General features: G+C 55.3%; 18 protein-coding genes and 1 pseudogene. 10 read left to right on the forward strand and 9 right to left on the reverse strand.

What is annotated here, in order from left to right:
- Positions 1-263: 263 nt before the first annotated feature.
- Positions 264-1991, forward strand: a complete 1728-nt coding sequence (locus SJQ66_RS01720) for a methyl-accepting chemotaxis protein (RefSeq protein WP_024903648.1) — start codon at positions 264-266, stop codon at positions 1989-1991.
- 342 nt (positions 1992-2333) lie between these two features.
- Positions 2334-2672 carry a hypothetical protein gene (locus SJQ66_RS01725; protein WP_024903647.1) on the forward strand — a complete coding sequence of 113 codons (339 nt, stop codon included), beginning with the start codon at positions 2334-2336 and terminating at the stop codon, positions 2670-2672.
- Between the two features lie 191 nt (positions 2673-2863).
- Here SJQ66_RS01725 and SJQ66_RS01730 read toward each other — a convergent pair whose 3' ends face one another.
- Positions 2864-3211: a hypothetical protein gene (locus tag SJQ66_RS01730; RefSeq protein WP_253464589.1), complete on the reverse strand. Its 348-nt coding sequence runs from the start codon at positions 3209-3211 to the stop codon at positions 2864-2866.
- Positions 3212-3683: 472 nt separating this feature from the next.
- On the opposite strand from SJQ66_RS01730, the gene SJQ66_RS01735 reads away from it, so the two are divergent.
- Positions 3684-4922: an FUSC family protein gene (locus SJQ66_RS01735; RefSeq protein WP_024903645.1), complete on the forward strand. Its 1239-nt coding sequence runs from the start codon at positions 3684-3686 to the stop codon at positions 4920-4922.
- Between the two features lie 43 nt (positions 4923-4965).
- Here SJQ66_RS01735 and SJQ66_RS01740 read toward each other — a convergent pair whose 3' ends face one another.
- The gene (locus tag SJQ66_RS01740) at positions 4966-6060 is read right to left on the reverse strand and encodes an endo-1,4-beta-xylanase (RefSeq protein ID WP_046154136.1); all 1095 of its coding nucleotides are present in this window, start codon (positions 6058-6060) and stop codon (positions 4966-4968) included.
- Positions 6061-6268: 208 nt separating this feature from the next.
- Positions 6269-7288 (reverse strand): sulfate ABC transporter substrate-binding protein, encoded by a 1020-nt coding sequence (locus SJQ66_RS01745; RefSeq protein WP_390174010.1) that lies wholly within the window; start codon positions 7286-7288, stop codon positions 6269-6271.
- A gap of 301 nt (positions 7289-7589) precedes the next feature.
- On the opposite strand from SJQ66_RS01745, the gene SJQ66_RS01750 reads away from it, so the two are divergent.
- The 3 genes from SJQ66_RS01750 (at position 7590) to SJQ66_RS01760 (ending at position 10685) form a co-directional block, all read left to right on the forward strand.
- Complete coding sequence (locus SJQ66_RS01750) at positions 7590-8096, forward strand: flavin reductase family protein (protein ID WP_024903642.1); 507 nt, start codon at positions 7590-7592, stop codon at positions 8094-8096.
- A gap of 161 nt (positions 8097-8257) precedes the next feature.
- Positions 8258-9001 carry a gamma-glutamylcyclotransferase gene (locus SJQ66_RS01755; RefSeq protein ID WP_024903641.1) on the forward strand — a complete coding sequence of 248 codons (744 nt, stop codon included), beginning with the start codon at positions 8258-8260 and terminating at the stop codon, positions 8999-9001.
- Positions 9002-9191: 190 nt separating this feature from the next.
- Complete coding sequence (locus SJQ66_RS01760) at positions 9192-10685, forward strand: MFS transporter (RefSeq protein ID WP_024903640.1); 1494 nt, start codon at positions 9192-9194, stop codon at positions 10683-10685.
- A gap of 124 nt (positions 10686-10809) precedes the next feature.
- Here SJQ66_RS01760 and aroQ read toward each other — a convergent pair whose 3' ends face one another.
- From aroQ to SJQ66_RS01785, 5 genes are all read right to left on the reverse strand, one after another.
- Entirely contained in the window at positions 10810-11259 is a 450-nt protein-coding gene (gene aroQ / locus SJQ66_RS01765; protein ID WP_024903639.1) for a type II 3-dehydroquinate dehydratase, read from the reverse strand.
- Between the two features lie 318 nt (positions 11260-11577).
- The gene (locus SJQ66_RS01770; RefSeq protein WP_046154137.1) at positions 11578-11895 is read right to left on the reverse strand and encodes a DUF4148 domain-containing protein; all 318 of its coding nucleotides are present in this window, start codon (positions 11893-11895) and stop codon (positions 11578-11580) included.
- A 366-nt stretch (positions 11896-12261) separates the two neighbouring features.
- Positions 12262-12597 carry a DUF4148 domain-containing protein gene (locus tag SJQ66_RS01775; protein WP_024903637.1) on the reverse strand — a complete coding sequence of 112 codons (336 nt, stop codon included), beginning with the start codon at positions 12595-12597 and terminating at the stop codon, positions 12262-12264.
- 535 nt (positions 12598-13132) lie between these two features.
- Positions 13133-15073 (reverse strand): sensor histidine kinase, encoded by a 1941-nt coding sequence (locus SJQ66_RS01780; RefSeq protein ID WP_024903635.1) that lies wholly within the window; start codon positions 15071-15073, stop codon positions 13133-13135.
- Positions 15074-15559: 486 nt separating this feature from the next.
- Positions 15560-16696 carry a porin gene (locus SJQ66_RS01785; protein WP_320533793.1) on the reverse strand — a complete coding sequence of 379 codons (1137 nt, stop codon included), beginning with the start codon at positions 16694-16696 and terminating at the stop codon, positions 15560-15562.
- Positions 16697-17412: 716 nt separating this feature from the next.
- Here SJQ66_RS01785 and SJQ66_RS01790 point away from each other — a divergent pair.
- From SJQ66_RS01790 to SJQ66_RS29550, 4 genes are all read left to right on the forward strand, one after another.
- The gene (locus SJQ66_RS01790; RefSeq protein WP_024903633.1) at positions 17413-17811 is read left to right on the forward strand and encodes a hypothetical protein; all 399 of its coding nucleotides are present in this window, start codon (positions 17413-17415) and stop codon (positions 17809-17811) included.
- A 492-nt stretch (positions 17812-18303) separates the two neighbouring features.
- Complete coding sequence (locus SJQ66_RS01795; protein ID WP_024903632.1) at positions 18304-18912, forward strand: hypothetical protein; 609 nt, start codon at positions 18304-18306, stop codon at positions 18910-18912.
- A 414-nt stretch (positions 18913-19326) separates the two neighbouring features.
- A complete protein-coding gene (locus SJQ66_RS01800; RefSeq protein WP_157685924.1) occupies positions 19327-19611 on the forward strand; it encodes a hypothetical protein in 285 nt (94 codons plus the stop codon).
- 258 nt (positions 19612-19869) lie between these two features.
- Positions 19870-19983 carry an IS3 family transposase gene (locus SJQ66_RS29550; protein ID WP_407691465.1) on the forward strand — a complete coding sequence of 38 codons (114 nt, stop codon included), beginning with the start codon at positions 19870-19872 and terminating at the stop codon, positions 19981-19983.
- Positions 19984-20483: 500 nt separating this feature from the next.
- Here the strand turns inward: SJQ66_RS29550 and SJQ66_RS01805 are convergent.
- Positions 20484-21775: pseudogene (locus SJQ66_RS01805) on the reverse strand (IS110 family RNA-guided transposase).
- Between the last annotated feature and the right edge of the window lie 7 nt (positions 21776-21782).

A 21782-nucleotide genomic window follows, 5' to 3' on the forward strand; every position in this document is an offset into this window, starting at 1 on the left:
GCGACCGGCAGAAGCGCGCGACGTCAACGCAATGGCGAGGGTTACCGCCACGGCAAGTAGTTTTGTCATTCAAAGCACATTGCGCTACTTCGGCCAGCCTCATTTTTATTTTTCGGTTTAGCGAGCGCATCATCAACGCATAGCCGGAAAAAGTGCTTCTTTCTTTTTATGCACCAAAACCGCATTGGACCACCGCCTTTTTGCATATTTAAGCGCAGCGATCCAATGCGGCTGACAAGGCCGACTTTCCACCGAGACGCGCAATGAATCTTGCCAACATGACCATAAAAAACAAGCTAATCGCCGGCTTTGGCGTATTGGCGTTGCTCGTGATGATCGTATCCGCGATGTCGCTTCGCGCGCTGGGTTGGGCGACGGATGGCTTCTCGCATTTCGTCGACGGCGTTAGCGCACGCGCCGACGTCGCCAGCCAGTTCCGCACGGCAGTTGATCGCCGTGCCATCGCCGCGCGGAACTTGGTCCTGGTCACGAAGCCGGCCGATGTCACATTGGAACGCGCCGCCGTTGAACAGGCGCAAGGCGATGTCGTCAATCGCCTCAAGCAGTTGAACGACATGATAAACAATGCGCGTGATGCCAGTGACAAGGCCAGGTCCCTGGTTGCCGAAATGAATCGTATCGAAGCGCTATATAGCCCGGTCGCGTTGAAGATCGTCTCCCTGGCCTTGAGCGGCGATCACCAGCAGGCCGTTGTCATGCTGGACGAAGACTGCCGCCCTTTGCTGACCGCATTGATCGCCGCGACCGATGCGTACGCGACGTACACCCGCGAAGTGCAACGCGAACGCGTCGCCGAATATGACGCGCAATTCGTGATTCAACGTAATCTCCAGATTGCCCTGTGCGTGGGCGCCGTGGCGTTGGCGACCCTAGCCTGCTGGTTCATTACCCGCTCTATCACCCGCCCTATCGACCGTGCGGTCCGGGTGGCGCAAACCGTCGCCAAGGGTGACTTGACCAGCAAAATCGTCGCAACATCGAACGATGAGACCGGCACCCTGCTGCGTGCCCTGGCGGAAATGAACGCGCATCTACGGGAGACTGTCGGACGCGTACGAAATAGCGCAAATTCAATTGGTACCGCAACGCGTGAGATCGCTGCCGGCAATATGGATCTGAGCCAACGTACCGAGGAACAAGCCGCATCCCTCGAAGAAACGGCAGCCAGCATGGATGAATTGACGCAAGTGGTGCATCAAAACGCCGAAAACGCGCATCAAGCAACGGCGCTTGCGACCAACGCATCGGAAATTGCAACAAAGGGTGGCGATCTCGTCGATCGCATGGTGAACACGATGCATGACATCGAACGCAGTTCATCAAAGATTGCCGACATCACGGGTTTGATCGAAGGCATCGCGTTCCAGACCAACATTCTGGCGTTGAACGCCGCGGTGGAAGCGGCGCGGGCAGGGGAAGAAGGGCGCGGCTTTGCGGTGGTGGCCGGGGAAGTCCGGAACCTGGCACAGCGGTCCGCTTCTGCCGCGAAGGAGATCAAGGAACTGATATCGACGTCGGTCGTTCAGGTCCAGCAAGGCTCCACGCTGGTCGGCGAAGCGGGGGGCACGATGCATGAAGTCCAACAGGCGATTACCCGGGTCAGCATGTTGATGGCGGACATCGCCAGCGCATCGAACGAGCAGGGACATGGCATCGGACAGGTCAACGAAGCCGTATCCACGATGGACAAAGTCACCCAACAGAACGCAGCGCTGGTCGAAGAAGCGGCGGCGGCCTCCGAATCGCTGCGCCAACAAGGTCGGGAACTAACCGACGCGGTGGCGTTCTTCGTCTTGGAAGCAGGCCAGAGTCATGCCATGGCGCTCGGCGCGAACGACGACGATTTGCACAGCAAACCGCCGACGCGCCCTCGTAAGCCGACCCGCACGGTATCGCGCGGTCATTCAGTGCCTGCCTTCCCAATTGGGGTTGGCGCGCCGGCGATGGCCCGTGTTAGCGCGATAGACTAGGGTTCTCGTTCCGCGCAATCCTGATTCCGTCCCACCGTGGACGGAGGCCACACCTACGCGCTTGACCATCGTCCGCTTCGGCCGTTTTTATCTGCAGAAATTACCTGAATCAATGCGTTTAGTGGCTCCTATTGATCGAATTTACCGATTTATCAACATTCAATGATCAAGATGTCGGGTTCATGGTGCAGTAACGGTTAAAAAATAAATTCTCAAAAAAATCCTAAAGTTCTTCCCGCGTGCGCCGTTTACTCCGTTGTCGACATAAAACCAGCAGCCGATCCGATAAAAAGCGGACCCCCTGCCCCGACTCACACCCTATCTATCGCCCGGGGATTGACGATGCTCAGACAACGACTCTATGTGTGGCTGCGTGGCAAACTGTTCGCGCAACAATATGCACAAATGGACGCACTGTATGGTGACAGCGCCCGACCCGCAGGTCCCGACGTGTCGGCACGCGGCCAGTTTGCACAGGTGTCGGATACGCTAAGCACGGCTGCCGGGGCAGTGTCCGACAGTTTGGCAGCCGCTACCGCCAGCGTGACCGAAACGATCGTTGCCGCAACGGAAGCCGCCACCGGCGCAATGGCGGCATCGGTCAACGCCGTGTCCGCGGCATCGGCCGTCTCTCCGGTGAGCATCGACTCGGCCACCGTTCCCGTAGCTGCGCATTCCTGATTTTGAGTGAGGGGTTTGACGTGCATGGATAGGTACGCCTGACGGTTGTCGGTCGGGCTGCGCTTTTGCGTTTGACTGTCAGTGATCCGCCTTTGGCTGAGTCCTGGACTATTTCCCGGATTGGCTGGTCGCACGCAAAAAATAGCCGTGGTACCCACCGCCATCCCTCTCACTTTCTATCTGGGCCACGATCAGTATCCTGTGTCAGTCACCGCGAACACATCTTCCTTTTCGCCAAAGAAAAGCGTCCTCGGCCGTAAGAATGCGATAGTGCCGGCGTCACTTTCCCCTTGTGCTTTGGCGCAGTACTCGCGGGCCTGCTTCATGAAAGCGATGGCGCACGTCTGCGATGCGCCATTCTGTATAAGAGCTACCGCCGCCTTGTCTCTGTAATGCGCCCAGGCGGCCTGGCTGTCGTGCATGTAATAGTCGAAGAATTCAATAACGTCGGCCGATAGCGGACGGGGATCGGACCAGGCCTCGAAAATCGCTTTTTGCCATGGCAGAGCGCCCCTCCTCGACGAGGCGCAAAAGCGCATTGGCTTCCGCTAGCGTGGTGTGGTCCGCCTCTTCCCAGGAATAGGCCTGACGTTCACGGAGAATCGCCTGACGCCGTTGACGATGCCGACACGATCCATGTCCGTTGCTTTTCCCCCTCGCCTCAGTATCTTGAAACGCCGCGGATGAATGCGGCGCGCTAGACTATTTTGGTCACGTCAGGATCGTGATTGCCGATATTTCATTGGGAGATAGCGCACGAGCGGCTCGCTACCGTACAATGCCGGCCGCAGCTCGTCGATTTGTCATGCTTGGCCTACTCGCCACCGCCGACGGTTGACTCGCCGCCGCGCCATTGAAGGTGCGAGCAGAAATACAGACAGGCCGTGCAATTGCGCTTTGTTGGTGATCCCGACACCGCGCACCGCGCGGCACTTTGACATTCAGGGAGCATTCCCTAAAGACAGGTGGTTGCCACAAGCGACTTCCTGCCTCGGTCTGGACTCATCGATCATGATCAACGCCGCCGCACTCGGCACGCTACGCCACGTACGCGCCGACGAACTGAACAGCACGCCTGCCCTGGCCCATTTGCGCTACGGCCTCGTCAGCGTCACTGCTGCCGCGACCACCGCGGCCCTGACCGTTCCCACCTTACATTACCTTGGATTGCCGATTCCCATGGCGGGCGTGGGCGTACTGTTCGGGATGGTATGTCCGCTGTTCCTGCGCGACAGCACGCAACACAATGGCGCAGAGCATGATCATCGAACGCGTTGGTGGCACACGCTGTTCATCCTGTACGGCACGACATGTATCGCCTGGTTGGCGGGTGCGCTAATGAACTACTCGGTCGTGACTGCAGGCATCGGCTTTCTGGCTATTTTCTTTGTCGGACTGCTATTGCAGAACTGGGGGCCACGTGCGATTGGCGCAGCATTGAACGCCCTGGTCGCCTACTACCTCGGCATTTATTTACACCCTGATGCGGACCACACCGCGTTAGCGTTGGCGGTGTCATTGGTAGGACTTGCCGTTGTCATGATGACCTGTCGTTGGATATGGCCGATTCGTGCGCCAAGCGCGCGATCCATTGGCGACGCCGGCGCTCCCGACAATTCATCAATCCCCGTGACGTCATGGCGTGAGATGCACGCTTCCCTCTGTTGGTCGCCAGCGGTACGTGGAATGGGCGCTGCCGTGCTCGCGATTGCCGTAGGCCATTCTTTGTCGCCGGAACGGTGGTGCTGGGCCGTGATCAGTGTCTTCGTCGTATTCATGGGCACGCGCTCCCGGACCGACGCGCTGCGCCGCGGTCTTCAGCGTCTGGGCGGCACAGTCGCCGGCGTGCTGGCAAGCGCCCTACTGGTAACGTGGATCGGCCATTCGCTATGGTTCGATTGCCTGTTGATGGCGCTCTGTGTTGGCGGCTGGGCGTATCACATCCTCCACGCCTATGCGCGCGGGGTTTTCTTCATCACGATTCTCGTCGCGCTGGTCTATGCCTCGCTCGGTTTTGCCATGACACCGCTGTTGGAAGTGCGCTTGCTGGAAGTCGTCGCCGGATGTTTATGCGCGTTCGCTACGGCGTTGATTCCGGGCTCCGCGTTCTTTACACGTACAAACGTCACCACTATGGGCGATACGCCCGCGGGAAAGACAGTGAATGTATGTGCTGCAGCCGTCACCGCCGTCGCGGAAGATAGGGGTGGTATCGAGCCGGTGCGTCCGGGCTTTTTCCCGGCGGATTAATCAGTCATAGCGAGTAGGCAGTGTGCTCGGCCACCATCAGGTATCAGCGCGCCAAACAGTGCGCGATAGCCCAGCTTGCAGGTTTGATCTGGCCCTCTGGGCCAAAGGCCAACGGTCGTTGCGCCAATGGTCCATTGCCTGGCGTGGCGCCCGTGCGATGTGGCGTGTCCCACACGCCCCACGTGATGACGGTTGATACGGCGCGTGTTGCAAGCACGACTTCGAGATACCGCTTATACGTTGCCGCGACGATATCATCGCGTTCATCCATAGATCCTGTAAGACGGCTGTCATCCACATCCAGCTCGGTTACGAGAACCGACAATCCAAGATCGCGCACCGCGAGAATAAAGCGTGACAACCCCGCGCCAAATCCTCTGACTTCACCAGCACGCAAATGCGATTGAATGCCCAGCGCGTGAACCGGTACACCACGCTGCCGCAGCCCCTGCAACATCGCCAGTACGGCCGACCGCTTTGTGTCGCCATAATGGCCGTCATTCTCGAGGCCGTAATCGTTATAACAAAGCACCGCGTCCGGATCGGCTTCGTGCGCGGCGTGAAACGCCAGGTCGACATAGCGTTCGCCCAACATTTGATACCAGAATGCGTGCCGCATGCCTCCTGGCAAACCATCTTCCACCTGAATTGCTTCGTTGACGACATCCCACGAAACGATCTGGCCCCGGTAATGACGTGCGACCGTATTGATATGCATTGTAAGGACCGCTTCGGCATTGGCTGGCGTCACCGCATGCAGCAGCCAGTCCGGCAACGCCCGATGCCAGCAAAAGGCGTGCCCCCGCATACGCTGGTCGTGCGCCTTCGCGAACGTTGCGATGCTGTCTGCCGGCGCAAAATGGTATCTTTGCGGTTCCGGATGAACCGTCGCCCACTTCAACGCATTCTCGGGTACGACAATACTGGCCTCACGCATGACCAACGCGCGGTACACCTCATCCTGAGCCAGCTTTGCAGCGTCCAGTGCAAAACCAAACGTCAATCCCCTCGCCGCGGCAACTTCACGCAATGGTACAAAGCGTTCCGCCGCACCCGCCATGCGAATGCGTAAGAATGGCATCGTTGCCAAGCCGCAGAATGCGCGGTGCACGAACTGACGTCGGGTTAAAGGGATCATGACCTGGTAGTTTGCTCGTCCGTGATGTCCATCGTGTCACCGTCGCCTTCCGACCGGACGGTATTGCCGATGCAAGCATGGCTGAGTATGTATCATTTAGAACGATTCAAGGCCCTAACACCACTTCAGGATAAACATCACATGGGCCACAAGTAAAAAAGTCGACCCGCAGGCCGACTGATCTTACATCACCCTACTGAATTAGCGATCAACTCCGCTTGGTATAGATCTGATCAAAGGTACCGCCATCGGCAAAGTGCGTTTTGTCCGCCGTCGACCAGCCGCCGAATGCACCATCGATTGTCACCAGCGTTAGATTCGGAAACTGGCTTGCATATTTCGCTTTCGCCACGGCACCAATAGGCCGGTAAAAATTCTGGCCGATAATATCCTGCGCCGGGTCCGAATATAGATATTTCAAGTACGCTTCCGCGACCGCTCTCGTACCCTTGCGATCGACGTTCTTATCCACGACAGCCACTGTCGGTTCACACAAGATACTCACGCTCGGTGCGATGATTTCGAACTGCCCCTGGCCAAATTCTTTTTCGGCAAGATGCGCGTCGTTCTCCCAGGAGACGAGCACATCGCCCACGCCGCGTTGCGCGAACGTAATCGTCGATCCTCGAGCGCCGGAATCCAGCACCGGTGTGTTCTTGAACACCTTCTGGATAAAGTCCTTCGCACCCGCATCCCCGCCGAAATGCCGACGCCCGTACTCCCATGCAGCCAGATAATTCCAGCGCGCACCGGCGGATGTTTTCGGATTCGGTGTGATTACCGCTACACCCGGCTTTGCCAGGTCACCCCAATCCTTGATGCCCTTTGGATTACCCTTGCGCACCACCAGCACGATCGTCGATGTATAGGGCGCCGAGTTGTTTGGCAGACGCTTCTGCCAATCGGCCTGGATCAGACCGCCATGCTTGACCAACGCGTCGACGTCCGGCGCCAGCCCGAGCGTCACGACGTCGGCCGGAACGCCATCGATCACCGATCGCGCTTGTGAGCCGGAACCGCCATGCGACTGCCGGATCGTCACGTCCTGCCCGGTTGTTTGCTTCCAATGCGCCGCGAACACGGCGTTGTAGGCCTGATATAGCTCACGCGTGGGATCGTACGAGACGTTCAACAGTTCGACTGCCTTCCCCGCCGCCTGCGCGCGGGTACTGACACCAGCCAGCGCAGCCAGGCCACCAGCCGCTCCCGCCAGCGCCAAACCACTCAATGCCACGCCTTGCTTCAAGAAAGTTCGCTTTTGCTTATGCACGTTCCGTCATCCTTTCCGATCCTGTCGGATCGATTTGTTCTTGCATCAACGCCGCCCTGAAGAACACCTCTGGCGTCGCGAGGTTATTATTAACCGTTGATTACAACCAACAGGTAGTATAAGAAGCCGTTGATGGGTCCCTACGAAGCATTTCGTATATCCATTCCCATCTTCGGAATATTTGGAGCACCGTTGTTGCATCTCTGGCTGGTGTTACCATGCGCAGGTTCGCTCTCTTTTCAGAAACAGGATTGTTTTCGTGGAATCTGCTGACCTCGTTAAAGATTTTCGTGACGCCATGTCACGCTTTCCGGGTGCCGTCACCGCCATCACGACGCTCGATGGCGACGCGCCCGTGGGCCTGATTGCCACCGCGGTCTGTAGCTTGTCCGCGGAACCGCCGTCGTTGATCGCCTGCGTGAACCGCAGTTCTTCCACACACGACATCATTCTGCGTAGCGGCTTTTTCGCCGTCAACGTGCTGAGCGGTGAACTGTCCAATGTGCTCGAGCAATTCAGCACCCGCCGTGGCGCCGAGCGCTTTGACGGGCTGACGTGGACCGCCGGCGTCACCGGCGCGCCTTTGCTCGCGGGCGCACATCTCGCGTTTGATTGTGAGGTGGCCAACGTACATGATGGCTTTTCCCATTCGATCATCGTCGGCACAGTGCGGGCAATCGAGCAGCACGCATCGCTGGAAGCCCATGCCCTGTTGTGGCAAGGGCGCTCGCTGCATCGTGCGATAGAAATAGAGAAGGCGGAGTAACCCCTCTGCCAAATTGCCACCGCCACGCATGGCGGTGGCACGCACACCGCCGATGCCTGGCCAAGTGGTTCTCTGCATATCGTTATCGCAAACGGTTATTTCCCCTGCGCTGGTGCGTTCGGTATCGTGACAACCATTCCAGTTGTCAATGATCCGCTCTCATGGTGACGCGTGGCTGCCTTACTACCGGTGCATTCCTGTCCAGCCTGGCCGGCGTGCCGGCGCACTTGCGTTGGTCGACCGCCGCCATTGAAGCATCGATGCATGACACGCTGGCGCAGCTAGCCTGCGCGAGACCGGCTGCGGCGGATGCCTCACGGACCGGTGACGTCTGGCTGTTCGCTTACGGCTCACTGATATGGAATCCGCAGTTACGGCACGGCGCGCAACATATTGCGACCCTGTCCGGGTGGCATCGCCGCTTCTGCCAAAAATTGATTGCTGGTCGTGGCTCGCCACAATTACCAGGGCGGATGCTGGCCTTGTGCCCCGGCGGTGAAACCCGTGGCTTGATCTATCGCATTGCTGCTGCCGACCTGTTGAATGAGTTGCGTCTGGTCTGGATTAGGGAAATGGCAATGGGTGCCTATGTTCCCACATGGGTTGAAGTGACATTGGAAGACGGATCCCAAGTCAAGGCTCTCGCGTTTGTGGCCAACAGCACGCATCCGCACTTTGACGACGAAGGCGATCTACCTAGCGTCGCGGCCGCCATTGCCCAAGCGCAAGGGCCCTGGGGTAGCAACGCCGAGTACTTATGGCGTCTACAGAGCGCGCTTTCCGCTCACGCGATCGAAGACGCCTACATTCACAACCTCGCAGACGCGGTGAACCACGTCCAGCAAGGTGTTATCGAAGCGCTGCGCCAACAGCGCTCCCGCAGCAGCCTGGCGCTGGCCGCGTGACGGGAGCAGGCGGTCAACAAAGTCAGGCCCTTTTCCACTGCATCTCCTGCTGACCGTCGATCTAAGCACATAACCAGAAAAGATTTAAAAGATCCTTTCCGTCATCTTAGAATTCGCGCACGTTGCCCTGCGCGCGCCTCAACGCGCCTCTAGCAGCTTTTTACACGTTCGCGATATTTAATCAAGTTCCATGCGTTCCACCGCTTCTCCGTCGTTGCCGCTCCGCCCGATCATTCGGCGCGCGAGCGATGTCTCACATCTCATTAACACTGGCGCAGTCCACGGTGCTGATGCGCGTGTCGTCGTTGCGATTGCCTTGGGCGGCGTCTTCCTCGATGCTTATGACCTGGGTGCACTGGCGTTCGGCGTAAAGGATATCACCAAGGAATTCGCACTGACGCCATCAGGCCTTGGCGCGGTAACCTCCGCTATCACCTTCGGTGCGGTGATCGGTGCATTTATCGGCGGTTATCTCACCGACCGTATCGGTCGCTATCGCGTCTTCATGGCCGATATGCTGTTTTTTGTCGTGGCTGCGATCGTATGCGCGCTCGCGCCGAATGCCTGGGTATTGGGCGGCGCCCGTTTCGTCATGGGATTGGGCGTGGGTATCGATCTTCCTGTCGCCATGGCCTTCCTGGCGGAGTTCTCGCGCCTGCGGGGACCCGGCAACAAAGCGTCACGCGTGGCAATGTGGTGCCCGGTCTGGTATGCCGCAATCAGCGTCAGTTATCTACTGGTACTTGCCGGCTTCACTTTCCTACCCGAAAGCCATTCGAACCTGCTATGGCGCCTGACGCTTGGCTTTGGCGCAGTACCGGCGCTGGTAATCATCGCGGTGCGTAGCCGCTATATGAGCGAGTCCCCGGTATGGGCGGCAAACCAGGGCGACCTGGAAGGCGCGGCGCGTATATTAAAAAAGTCCTACGGGATCGACGCGGTTGTCGCGCCGAACACCGACAGCGGACACAATCCCGCAACGGATCGGCCGAAACGTGTACGCTGGCGCAGTTATGGGACGTTGTTTCAAGGCATCTATCGGCGCCGAACGATCCTGCATACGGTAATGGGTTTCGCCTCATCATTTGCCTACAATGCCGTCGCTTTTGGCTTGCCCGTCATTATTGCCAGCTTCCTCGCGCAGAACGTCCTGAATACAATCCTCGCTTCACTGGTCCTCAATCTGTGCTTTGCCTTCGTAGGTGGGATGCTGGCCGTTAAATACGTACCAAAATGGGGCGCATGGCCGATGACCGTTGCCGGCTATGCCTTTCAATTCACTGCGTTACTAGTATTGGCAGTGATCGGCCGCCCCGGCACCAGTATGGAGGTGGTGATCTCTTTAGCGATGTTGGCGCTATTCCTGTTTGGCCAAGGCATGGGACCAGGCTCGCATACGATGACCTACGCGTCGCTGAGCTACCCTACGTCGCTACGCGGGATGGGCGTCGGACTGCATCAAACCACCGTCCGTATCGCATCCACACTATCGTTATTCCTGTTCCCGATTCTGGCTCACGCGCTAGGTACGCAAGTGTTCTGGGTGATTTCCGTGGCGCCGTTGATCGGCTTGACAACGCTGTTGGTACTGCGATGGGAGCCATCGAATTACGATGTCGACGCGGAAGACTTTTCAGTGGAAGCGAAAACGGTGCAACCGCTGGACGCGGTTCATACCGCCTGAACGATAACAATTGACGCCTGGTGCAACGCGGCTCGCTACCTGCATCAACAAATCCGTATTAATACCGCTTGCCACGAAAATCGACCTTCATCCGGAGGTCGACTTTTCTTTGCTTATCGACCGATCAACGCAATGCGGCCATAGCTGCACGCAAGCCCAGTAAATAGCTCTCTACACCAAATCCCGATATCTGGCCTTTCACGACTTCCGAAAAAACAGACACGTGACGGAACGCTTCGCGGGCGTGTACATTCGACATGTGTACTTCGATGATCGGCACTGTCAGAATGGCAAGTGCATCGCGAATACCATAACTATAGTGCGTCCACGCACCCGCATTGATGACGACCGCATCCACTTTGTCGGCGAATGCCTTGTGAATCCGTTCCGCCATCTCGCCTTCGAAGTTGCTTTGAAACGCTTCCACCTCTGCGCCAAGCTCTTTTCCGAGCACCGTTACCTGGTGATTGATCTCGTCCAACGTTGCAGTGCCGTACTGCTTCGGATCGCGTTTACCAAACATATTCAGATTGATGCCATGGAGCACCAGTACGCGTTTTGTACCTGCGGTCATGCTTTTCTCCCAAAGACTTATAGAACTGGCAAGATGCGGCAACGGCTGGGCGATGCCTTAAATGACCGGCGATGAAGTCTCACGCCTTGTCGCGGTTCATGACGTCAATCAGCGCTCCCGCCGGGCACACGCATTTACAACGCCGCCATTCGACCGCCTACGGCGCAGCCGCATCCAACTTTGCAGCACTATACCGGATTGCGAATGCAAAAAAGCCGCTCTGATGAGCGGCTTTCCCGGGATGCAATGTCGAGACAGATGTTGGCATGGATACTGCGTCAGCCCCCATGGTGCTTATCTGGCACCTACAAGAGCCTATTATGAGTGGCTGTAATCGACCGGGTTCGGGTTCCAGTCCCCTGACTTATCCGATTGGCGTACACCCGAAGCGGTGCTACCCGACGTCGACGAACCTGACGACTGCGCTTGCGTATTTTGAAGGCGCCGCTCGGCGTTTTGCAAATTAACCGGATAATTCAGACGGTCTGTTTCCGGGCGGTAGCCGGCGTTTTCAAGCTGGATCAGTTCCGCTCGGACACTGGCACGCGTAGCAGGTACGTTGGATTGCGCATGCGCAAACAGCGGGGCGCTCATGCTTGCTGCAATGGCGATAATGGGCAGAATCTTGGTGTTCATGGTGATGACTCCAGTTATGTTATTCGCTTGGAAACCTGGGCATCTCTTTGTTTCGATGTCTCACGCAATTGTTGTGACGCAATTGATTTTGGTTTCTTGACTACAGTTTATGTCCATGCGATATCAGCAAAAACCCTGTACCAGGCAAAAGATTCTTACGCAAAACGATCGAAATGCCTATAAACAGCACTCTTTGCACCTAAAAAAATAAAAAGCGCCGCATGATGCGGCGCTTTCTAAGTGGAGAATAAAACCATCGTGTCTCGCCGCGTCGTCTGGCCGGGGGCATGGCAGTCGGCGCGGCGTACGCTAGGAACAATTCTCGTTAACACATGTCATATTGCGCATATACCGTCCACGCATTGATCAGGCACCCGGGTGGTTGTCCACCGGGTTAGGATTCCAGCCTTGGCTGTTGCTGTTATTACGACCAGGAGCCGAATCCGACGAACCCGACACCGAACTGCCCGACGAGTTGGACACATTCGAACCGCCAAAATTGATACGGCGTTCCGCACGTTGCAAGTCCACCGGGTAATTGGCACGGTCAGCCCCCGGGTTGTAGCCTGCGCTTTCCAACTGCGACAGTTCGCTCTTCACTTCCGCACGGGTCACTGGACCGTTTGCAGATTGTGCATGCGCGAAAACCGGTACGGCGAGGGCTGCAGCGATAGTAACGATCGGCAAGAATTTGGTGTTCATGTTGGACGCTCCAATAGGTATCAGGTTGGAAACCGTGGGCACCAGAGAGCTGATGTCGTTAAGGACAAGCGCTAATGCTTTGACGCGTTGTTTTTGGTTTCTTGAGTACATTCTAGGACTCTGTTTGCCAGTCGTCCTCCCTATCAAGGGTAAAACTTTATTGTCTTTTTTGATGATATGGTAACGGGGCACTAACATTTATTGATAAAAATCATATTTATCAATGACTTAAGCAATTATTTTGGTAATAATTCGTCATTTTGAGAGACACTTTCTTGCAAATACTCTCTTCTCGTTCCCCTATGTGCCCCAGGGAATAACGACTGCTCGAATATCACACGGGCTTTTGATGTCTAACGCTGATTAAACCGAACATCGAATATTTCCATAGGCCTACCAATACATTACGGTTCGACGCGTAAACGCGGGACATTCTCTTGAATAAAAAAGGAATTGCAAGTAATCGCCGTGTTGGGATTAGCGACCGGAGATTATCCGTCCGGGCTCTACCGGGAATCCGGTGGTCAGCGCGACATCACAAACCAGGCACTAGTCCTTCGGCTTCACAAGGAACAATCACGGTCACGCAAGCGCCGTCCCTGTTATCAAACCGTACCGTACCCTCACAACGCCGCACGCGCTTGGCAATACTCAGCAGTCCGGCCCCAAAGCTCGGCGAGTCATCGTTTCGCGGAAAGCCGATGCCGTTATCCTGGACAATCAAAATCAATTGGTGAGGAACCGCGCACCACGTAACGTCGACACGCGACGCGCCACTATGCTTCATGACGTTCGTCAACGATTCTTGCAGGATACGCATCAACTCCAGATTACTTCCCGCTGGCAACCGACAAGATGCGAGACCGGTAATATTCCAATGACAATCGATATTTTGCGCTTCGAGCAAACGCGTCCACCGGTGCCGCATCGGGATCAGCACGGCTTGAAGCCCATGGTCACTCGCGGTCGCTTGCGACGACGTATCGATGATGATACGAAGATCATCGCGCAACTCCTTCAGAATCGGCAGGAAGCGTTCCGCAGGCAGCTCGCCCTTTTGCTCTAGAAGCGCGATGCTGCTTACTAGCGTGCCGCCCAGCCCATCATGCAGATCGTGTGCCAGGTTCAACCGCTCGTTCAACCGTGCATTCGCCAGTTGTAGTTCGTATTGACGCTTCAACGTGCTTTCGAGCCCCTGACGCACTTCCTCTACCTTTAGTTGAAGATCTTCATTGAATCGTTCAACACGACGAATGTTTGCGACGAAGTCATTGGCCAGCGCAAAACCGATACAAACAATCTGTACCTGGGATGTCAGTGCATTGATGTACAGATTGTCTGAGAGAATATTCATCCACGTTAACAAATCGTGGGCACCCGCGACCACAAGCACAAGCGTGGCAATCGCTACGATACGATGCTTTGTCAGGCCATACCGAAAAGCGAAATAGACAAAGCAAAGCGAGGCTCCGAGAAAGATCGCGGCGGCAAGTTGCATTGAAATGATTTGCCCGCTTCTCAGCACGCTTTCAGGGAGCGCAATAAGGGCCAAAATGATTCCAATGTCGAGATAGACGATTCGTCGCAGCCATCGCTCCGCTCGCGGAAGGCGCTTGTCCGCGAACCGAATCATACCCATCGCATACGACCATGCGTGAACTACCACGGCGAGCATGATCAAAGTTTGCCACTGAGTCGTACTGTTGAACGGCCACGGTGATCTCGCAACCTGACTGTAGCCAACAATCATCCAAGCGATGGTAGTCAGGCAAAACCAGCCATATATAGGTTGCTGTCGGCGCATCACCCATAGGGCCAAAACAAACATGCCGACGGCAAAACTGACTGCAACGCTGAACAACTGCCAATCGTGCCGGAAAAACATATCGTGGCCATAGAGCCAGCGCAACTCACCTAAACGACCGGTTGTAATCGAGCCCAAACCGGGATCCTCAAGTGCCAAACCGGAAATACGCACCAATATCGTATTGTCACCTTGGCGCAACAAGGCATCGGGGAGTATCACCAATCGTGGTGTATTCCAGGATCGGCTCAGCGGCTCAACCAAGCTGACATCGCGCTCAAGCAAGGCACCATTGAGATACAACGTACCCGCCATGCTCCAGTATGAAACGAGGATAGCGTGAACTGCGTCCGGCGGCCGGGCATCGAATCCCGCCGGCGAAAGGCCGGTGGTCGCGTCGGGGCCCGGCATCGGTGACGCATCGAGCCGCCAAGTAAAGCGATACCAGACGACACCAGTGTAATTCGGCCAGCGCTCCGTCCATACATCCGGCAATGCAACGGGTTGCCAACCATTGACAGGTGGGACGTTATCTTTCTCGTCGCCGCGCACCGCCTCTACTTTGACGATCTTTTGCGTGGTATCGTCAGAAAGCTCGCTGTGTGCCACAGGAGCGGTACGTGGTTGGCTGCCGTCTTCGTCATCACCTGCGTCCTTAGCAAGTAATGCCATAACATCAGTCATCTTAGACTGTGTGGACCCCATGGCCGATATATCGATCGGACTATGGGATGCGCCGCTCGCCTTGGCACTACTTGGGAGAAACCAAACAGCCAGACACACGGATGCCGCACACAAAGATACGGTCCAGACAGTATTTACCATCCCAAATATCAGGCAGCCGGGCTAGATTGTTATGGAAGCCTCGACGAGGCCTCCTCCGAGGAGTCACCTCGATGTGTAACAACAAAAGTTTATTCGTCTCAGTCGCATCTCGCGTACTACCGGATGTCTACATCTACGGCGAACACTACTTTACGCTTAATTCTCACGGAAGTCAGGGCAACTTTTTGAGATTAACAGATAACTGGCTCTTTATCATTAATAATATATCGACTGCATTTTAAATGCATGAATGGTTTCTCAAAAATATGCAAATAAAAAAAGCCGAGGCGAATCGCCTCGGCCGGTTATGCGAGATCAGCAGATCAAGCTTACTTAGAATTTATGACGGATACCGACGCGAGCAGCGATCTGGTTCGTCGAACCCGAACCGGAGTTACCAAAGTAACTCGTGCTCGAACCGATTTCAGCCTGATTCGTCACGCCGTTATTGCTGCCCACAGCCTTTTGGTAGACACCTAGCACATAGACATCGGTGCGCTTGGTCAACGCGTAATCCATTGTCAGGTTGACTTGGTGCCACTTACCCTCGTAATTGCCAGTCAGGTCAGTGAATGTGTATGCCCCGCTCAACGAAAGTGCCGGCGTCAATGCGTACAAGACGCCTATTTCACCGATATTGACCGTGGAGCTAGGTGTGTTCACTGGCGTGAAATGCGTATTGGTCCAGAGGCCCCAGACTTGTGCCGGGCCGAAACGGTACTTCGCGCCCAGTCCGAACGTACGCAGGTCATGCAGGCCTTGCGTGTTCACGTTTGCCAGTGACGTGCTGAAGCCATCAGCACCCGGGAAGTGAATGTCCGTGTAGGCTGCGCCAGCCGACAGCGGGCCCATCGCATATGACGCGCCAAAGCTATATATGCGTGAAGCAGACGTCAGCGAGCCGCTAAACGCACCTGCTGTATTCGAGAAAGCATACATCGCACCTAACTTCAGGCCGGCAAAAACGTCCGACGTGTACTTGATCGCGTTGTTGGCGCGGCTCGACGTCAGTTGGTCGATATCGTTGATATGGAAGCCGTAGTTACCCGCAGCGGTTGTATTGCCGCCTGAAAACGGTGCCAGGAAGTCCGTCGAAAATGTGTACTGACGACCCAACGACAACGTACCGACACCCCTCTGCGTGAGGCCGACGAAAGCTTGGCGACCGAACATCCGGCTACCTTGGCCCAGCGTGCCGGTACCCGAATTAAAGCCGTTTTCCAAAACAAAAATCGCGCTAAAACCACCACCGAGGTCTTCATTGCCCTTCAAGCCCCAACGACTGCCTTGTGCAACGCCGTCGTCATACTTGAACAGGCTTTTGGAACCACCGGTAACCGCCGCGTGATTCACGTAGCTCACGCCGGCGTCGATAACGCCGTATAGCACAACGCTGCTTTGTGCCTGCGCAGCCGATGCCCCGATCAAACCTGCGCTTACTAACGCCAATGCAATAACTTTGTTCTTCATCTCGATTTTCTGTGGTTTAAAAACATATCGCTATTAGTTAACAGCGGATCGAGTATGCAGACACTTCTTTTCAGTATTGTGTCGCTGATTTTCGGCGACCAAGAGCGACGCTTATACACAACGCAAATACCTAAGTGGACTTTTTCTCTAAAATACGCCCCCAGTAGATGCAGAGATGACTAAATATATAACTTTGGTGTATGTACCGACATTATTGAGATCAATTGATAAAATAAAAGGCATTTAATTAATACAATGTAGGCGTCGATAGGCCCACGTCCATTTCTTTCTAACAGTTCACAACATACGACTCAGCCGCCGTGCAGAATATATTATCAAGCGCCACAGGAGGGCGGCGCGGATCATGCTGGATAACAGGATTATCGTTGCAGGAAGCTGCCATGAGCCAAGATACCACGCAGCCCCCCATACTGGATCAACGCGCCACCCAAAAGGCCAGGCCAACACGCTCAGCGGCCAAACCCGCACCTGGAACCGCAGAAAAGTGGAAACATATCAAGGAGTCAATGCGTGACCCCGAAAAGCACCGTAACAACGGGTATTAACCGCCATTAACAGTGACCCTGCGCCACTCACCCACTAGTGGAAAGGTAAGGAACGGGCGAGTGCCGTCGTCTTGATAGCAGACGGCGGTGTCTAGCCGGCACGATCGATAAGGCAGTATTCTGTCATTTTTAACACGGCAGGCGAAGGCGATGACAACGCGCATGAAGCAGATAAAAATCGCGGCTACGGTTTTGTTCGTATTCTCGGTCAGTGCCGGAGCACAGACGGTGTCATGCGACAAGATTAACGTTGAGATCGACCGCAACCAGAAGATCTTAAGCGTCTCGGCACCAATCGGCGAAAACAGCCCGATTCGGGAAAACAACCGGCTGTTGGCGCATACGATCGCCGCGTCGCTAATCCAGTCGAATCTGATTCTTTTGGCAGCGAATCACTGCCGGATGCCGACCGAACCGATCAGCGACACGACTTATACAAAAAACGCGATGGAGTGTGCGACACTGAAAATGCAGACTGGCATGGATGATGCAGTGGTAAGGGACCGCTGTAATATCGCGCTCTGGTCGAGAAATTTTAACGCTCAGTAGAGCCCCACAATTGCCAATCGTTACAACACGGACACGTTCAGGCGGCGCGGCGTCTCATGACCAGCCGGATTAGCGCCAGACTTGCCGCTACTCTTTGAATTCGTCCGCGTAGCGACGATTCGATACGTTCTTCGTGCTATCAAAACCCCGCCTTTGCTGTACGTCGTTTTAAGGCGTGGTCATAATGCACTGAGCAAGCGCCTACTACACTTTTCGCACGGTACCGGCGCATCGAACGCAGGCAATACACGCCATCGCGCCCCTATCGCGGTGCTTCAAAGGCTTTGTTACGGAGGCAGATACGTTTGCGAACCCGGACGTAGAGTGCCCACGACGCGCGGGCGCTAAATCGGCCTAAGTAAAAGTCAAGGTTTCGCAGTTTTCAACGACGCGATAGGATGACAGGAAACGTTCCGGCCGTTCGCGAAGCAGACTGGCCAACTTTGGAAATCTACCTGACAAGGCTTTGCTATGCGAGTAAGCCGCGACAAGATGCTAGTACTTTTCACAGAGCGATACCTCTCTGAGCCTGACGACGAGGATAGCGTCACCGCTGACTTTGCCGAGTATCTTGAAAAACGCCGCGACGCAATGAGCGCCAGCGATTTTACATTTTTGATCCGGATTGGCGCTCAACTCGTGTCTAGGAGCTTGGAAGAATCCTGGAATGTTATCCGTGCCGTTGAGTCAACCACCATCACGCGAACGGTTTCAACGAAAATTCGCGCGTGGAGTGCTCTCCACGATGATGCGTTTCGCCGCAATCCATTAGACAGGCGTGACACGACGCCTGCAAATGCCCCGTTATTCAACTTGCCACTCGTTACGACGGGTATGCAAACAAACATTCGCCCGTTCAGCAAGCTTAAGACGCATGGCAATGCTGGCAACCGCGTCATCCATCAGGAATGTGCTGATCTCGATATGATCGCGCTGCGCGTTCCATTTTGTGAAAGGCGGCAAACTCGAAAAGAGGAATGGCGGGCTAAAGCGGCTTCCTTCGAGGCAATATTGGCACTCACACGTTCGACGCAGGCCCGTGCGCGTAAAACAGTAACGCGGTCGCGACAAGGATTGAACGGTGAACAAACGGTCATATAAGGTCGTTCGCCACGCTTTGCGCTCTTAACAAGGATTGCCGACTACCGGCAGTCGTGATTTTCCGCAAGCAACAACCAGCACACAGGCCCTGCCCTGGAAAATTTTTATTGCGGCGCGCGCACTGCCAAAACGCGGCATGTCTTTGATCTGCTCGAGAACTTCGAGCGGGGCGAAGTGCAGTTCAAGGCCGCCAAGAAGCTAGATCCGATGCCTGCCGAGTTTCAAGCGGCGATCCGGCGCGCGCGGCCGACAGAAAACGCTAACGAACCAAGTGGTCAGCAGGCACTTTGACAGAGGCATCCTCTAAACATTCAGGGTCGGCGCATGAAAGGCGCGCTGCGGAATTGGGATTGGCTTCAGAAGCAAAAGGTGTAAGCTGTTAAAACCCAAGTAAGGCGCTAACAAGATAACGCCATGATTATCCAAGATCCAACAGATAAAATCCGTGCACTCGAAGAAGTGCTGGGCGTTTTGATTCGTTCGCTTCCCGTGGATAACCAAGCCATAGTCGGCGAGTTCCTCGACGTTAAAATTCGACATCATGCCGAGCAGATCCAAGAAATTCCAGCAATGCATATCCGCCCTCTTGGACCGAATGAGGTCTCGCCAGTGATATCGAATCGCCATCATCAACGGCAACTCGCTCTCTTCACCGAGATACGAGATTCAATCTTCCCGCAAAACAGTTCTCGTGCATGATGAAAACCTCAGGCTCTGTCCCATTCCAGTCAAAACGATTGCCGGCTGAGTCGATGCTCGACAATGCCGCACTGAAGGACCACGTTCGCCAAAAGTAGTACGCCTGCAGGCCAAGCGTGAGGCGGTCCGCAAGTTGATGAGCGAACGCGCTATGGGAGTTACCCGTGCCTGCGGGCTTGTAGAAATCTGGCGCTCGCTCTTCTTTTATCACGAGTCGACGCGAGCCAGCGATACCGAGTTGACGGAGCGCATGGCGCCATCGCAGCTAGCAAGCGACGATACGGCTACCGCCGTATTCACGTGCTGCTGCGCCGTGAAGGCTGGATGGCGAACCATAAAAAGACATGGCGGCTGTACAGTTGGCCGGATTAAGCGTTCGGCGGCGCAAGCGCAAAAGGATAGCGGCGGTCGAACTTGCTGCTCGGCCATTGCCGAGCGGGCCGAATCAAAGCCGGTCGACGGACTTTGTTTCTGATGGACTTGCATACGGGAGACGTTTCCGTTGCCTGAATGTTGTCGATGGCTACACGCGTGAATGCTTGGCTATAGAAGGCGATACGTCGCTGCCAGGAATCCGCGTTAAACAAGTGATGCACCGCCTAAGAGAAATGCGAGGCTTAGCGCTGTCGATTACCGTGGACAATGTACTAAATGCAATAGGCTCAGACAAAAAAGTTACAGCATCCCCTGGCGGCGAGATTTCGCTCGTCGCACATTTAAAAGAGCGCGTCCTGCAACATTCCTAGCGGTCTTCCGCTCTGTAACGGGCTCGCCCAGCTCACCATAGTAGAAACAAGATTCGAGATGCCCGCACCTCGATCTTCACGTTACTTAAAACAGCATAAGGGCCCAGCGGAAGGTCCAATCATTATCTACGAGGTCACTTGCTGCTGTGCCTCAACGGCCCTGCAGAGAGGGATCGATCCGCTGGGTAAGCTTTGTTCAAAGAACCGCTGATACGGACGGTTCGTTTTAATCATTCCGTGTGCGACTCGCGCCATCTTCGCGCAAACAGCAGTGAGGGCTTTGCGCTTTAAGTCGGCGTTGCCAGGATCGGACTTGATATATCGATCGTATTTATCTTTAAATGAATTCTCACGTAGGCGAACTGCGACAGTGCCTGCCATCCAAAATGCCAAGCGCAGTCTCGCGTTTCCACGTTTGGACAACTGCTCACGACCTCGTGCCGTTCCAGACTGATGCTTGGCCAGATCAAGGCCACAATATTTCAGGAATTGCCGATAATGGCGGAATCGGCGCAAATCACCCGCTTCCGCGAGAATGGTAAGTGCGATGATCGGACCAATACCTGGCAACGTTCGCAAACGTTCGTAGTCGGCATTGTTCAATAATGCCGCTTCGGCACGCTCCTCCAAACTCGTACGCGCTTCGTTGAAGTGCTGAAGTTGCCGAAGTGACAGTCGAAATGTTTCTACGGCTAGGCTGTCTGGGTGATGCGGCAGCGCAGCTGACTGTTGTGACATGTCCCAGATTTCACCTAGTTTTTGGGTCTTCTCGACCTTGCGACCGACAAGGTCCCATGCCGCTTTTACAAACTCTTCTCGCGTCAGCCGTTGCACATGAGCCGGCGTCGGAAATTCCAGCATGAATCGTATCCACCACTCACTGCGGCTGCTGCTCCAGTACTTGTACATCTCCGGAAAGTACAGAGGGACGTGGTGATTGATGATTGAATGCTGAACGCGTGTTCGCAACCTCGATATCTGGAAGTAAGTCTTGGACAGCTCTTGCAGATCATGGTTGCCAGCGATCATCGGGTCAACGTATTGCTGCACGATGCCGTGTTTCAGCATATCCAGAATCACTGAGGCGTCTTTGGGATCATTTTTATCCCATGAGTTGAATTTGGCCTCGCGGTAGCGAGCCTGTGCGACCGAAGACACACTGACAAGATCGACACCGGCCATCAAAAGTCGTGAGCTATTGGGCGGTGGTAATCGCCGGTCGGCTCCAGTGCACCTTTACACCGACCTCCAAGGCTTTGAATGAATTGGATAAGCCGGTCAAAATCCTGAGCGGAGTTTGCCATCTTGAAGCGATGCTTCATACCGGTCGCGGTTTCGATCAACACAGCGTTCCATTGCTTTGCAACATCGATTGCAAGGAAATGCACGTCAGTCGTAGTATTGGAAGTGTCAGCCATCACGGTG

The sequence above is a fragment of the Robbsia andropogonis genome (genome assembly GCF_034047095.1).
Lineage (GTDB): Bacteria > Pseudomonadota > Gammaproteobacteria > Burkholderiales > Burkholderiaceae > Robbsia > Robbsia andropogonis.

What these genes read in the sequence shown, in the direction of transcription:
- SJQ66_RS01720 (WP_024903648.1), top strand. Translation starts at nt 264, where the DNA reads ATGAATCTTGCCAACATGACCATAAAAAACAAGCTAATCGCCGGCTTT.
- SJQ66_RS01755 (WP_024903641.1), top strand. Translation starts at nt 8,258, where the DNA reads ATGGTGACGCGTGGCTGCCTTACTACCGGTGCATTCCTGTCCAGCCTG.
- SJQ66_RS01800 (WP_157685924.1), top strand. Translation starts at nt 19,327, where the DNA reads ATGATTATCCAAGATCCAACAGATAAAATCCGTGCACTCGAAGAAGTG.
- SJQ66_RS01770 (WP_046154137.1), bottom strand. Translation starts at nt 11,895, where the DNA reads ATGAACACCAAGATTCTGCCCATTATCGCCATTGCAGCAAGCATGAGC.
- SJQ66_RS01780 (WP_024903635.1), bottom strand. Translation starts at nt 15,073, where the DNA reads ATGGCATTACTTGCTAAGGACGCAGGTGATGACGAAGACGGCAGCCAA.
- SJQ66_RS01790 (WP_024903633.1), top strand. Translation starts at nt 17,413, where the DNA reads ATGACAACGCGCATGAAGCAGATAAAAATCGCGGCTACGGTTTTGTTC.
- SJQ66_RS01775 (WP_024903637.1), bottom strand. Translation starts at nt 12,597, where the DNA reads ATGAACACCAAATTCTTGCCGATCGTTACTATCGCTGCAGCCCTCGCC.
- SJQ66_RS01785 (WP_320533793.1), bottom strand. Translation starts at nt 16,696, where the DNA reads ATGAAGAACAAAGTTATTGCATTGGCGTTAGTAAGCGCAGGTTTGATC.
- SJQ66_RS01760 (WP_024903640.1), top strand. Translation starts at nt 9,192, where the DNA reads ATGCGTTCCACCGCTTCTCCGTCGTTGCCGCTCCGCCCGATCATTCGG.
- SJQ66_RS01740 (WP_046154136.1), bottom strand. Translation starts at nt 6,060, where the DNA reads ATGATCCCTTTAACCCGACGTCAGTTCGTGCACCGCGCATTCTGCGGC.
- aroQ (WP_024903639.1), bottom strand. Translation starts at nt 11,259, where the DNA reads ATGACCGCAGGTACAAAACGCGTACTGGTGCTCCATGGCATCAATCTG.
- SJQ66_RS01735 (WP_024903645.1), top strand. Translation starts at nt 3,684, where the DNA reads ATGATCAACGCCGCCGCACTCGGCACGCTACGCCACGTACGCGCCGAC.
- SJQ66_RS01725 (WP_024903647.1), top strand. Translation starts at nt 2,334, where the DNA reads ATGCTCAGACAACGACTCTATGTGTGGCTGCGTGGCAAACTGTTCGCG.
- SJQ66_RS01795 (WP_024903632.1), top strand. Translation starts at nt 18,304, where the DNA reads ATGCTAGTACTTTTCACAGAGCGATACCTCTCTGAGCCTGACGACGAG.
- SJQ66_RS01730 (WP_253464589.1), bottom strand. Translation starts at nt 3,211, where the DNA reads ATGCGCTTTTGCGCCTCGTCGAGGAGGGGCGCTCTGCCATGGCAAAAA.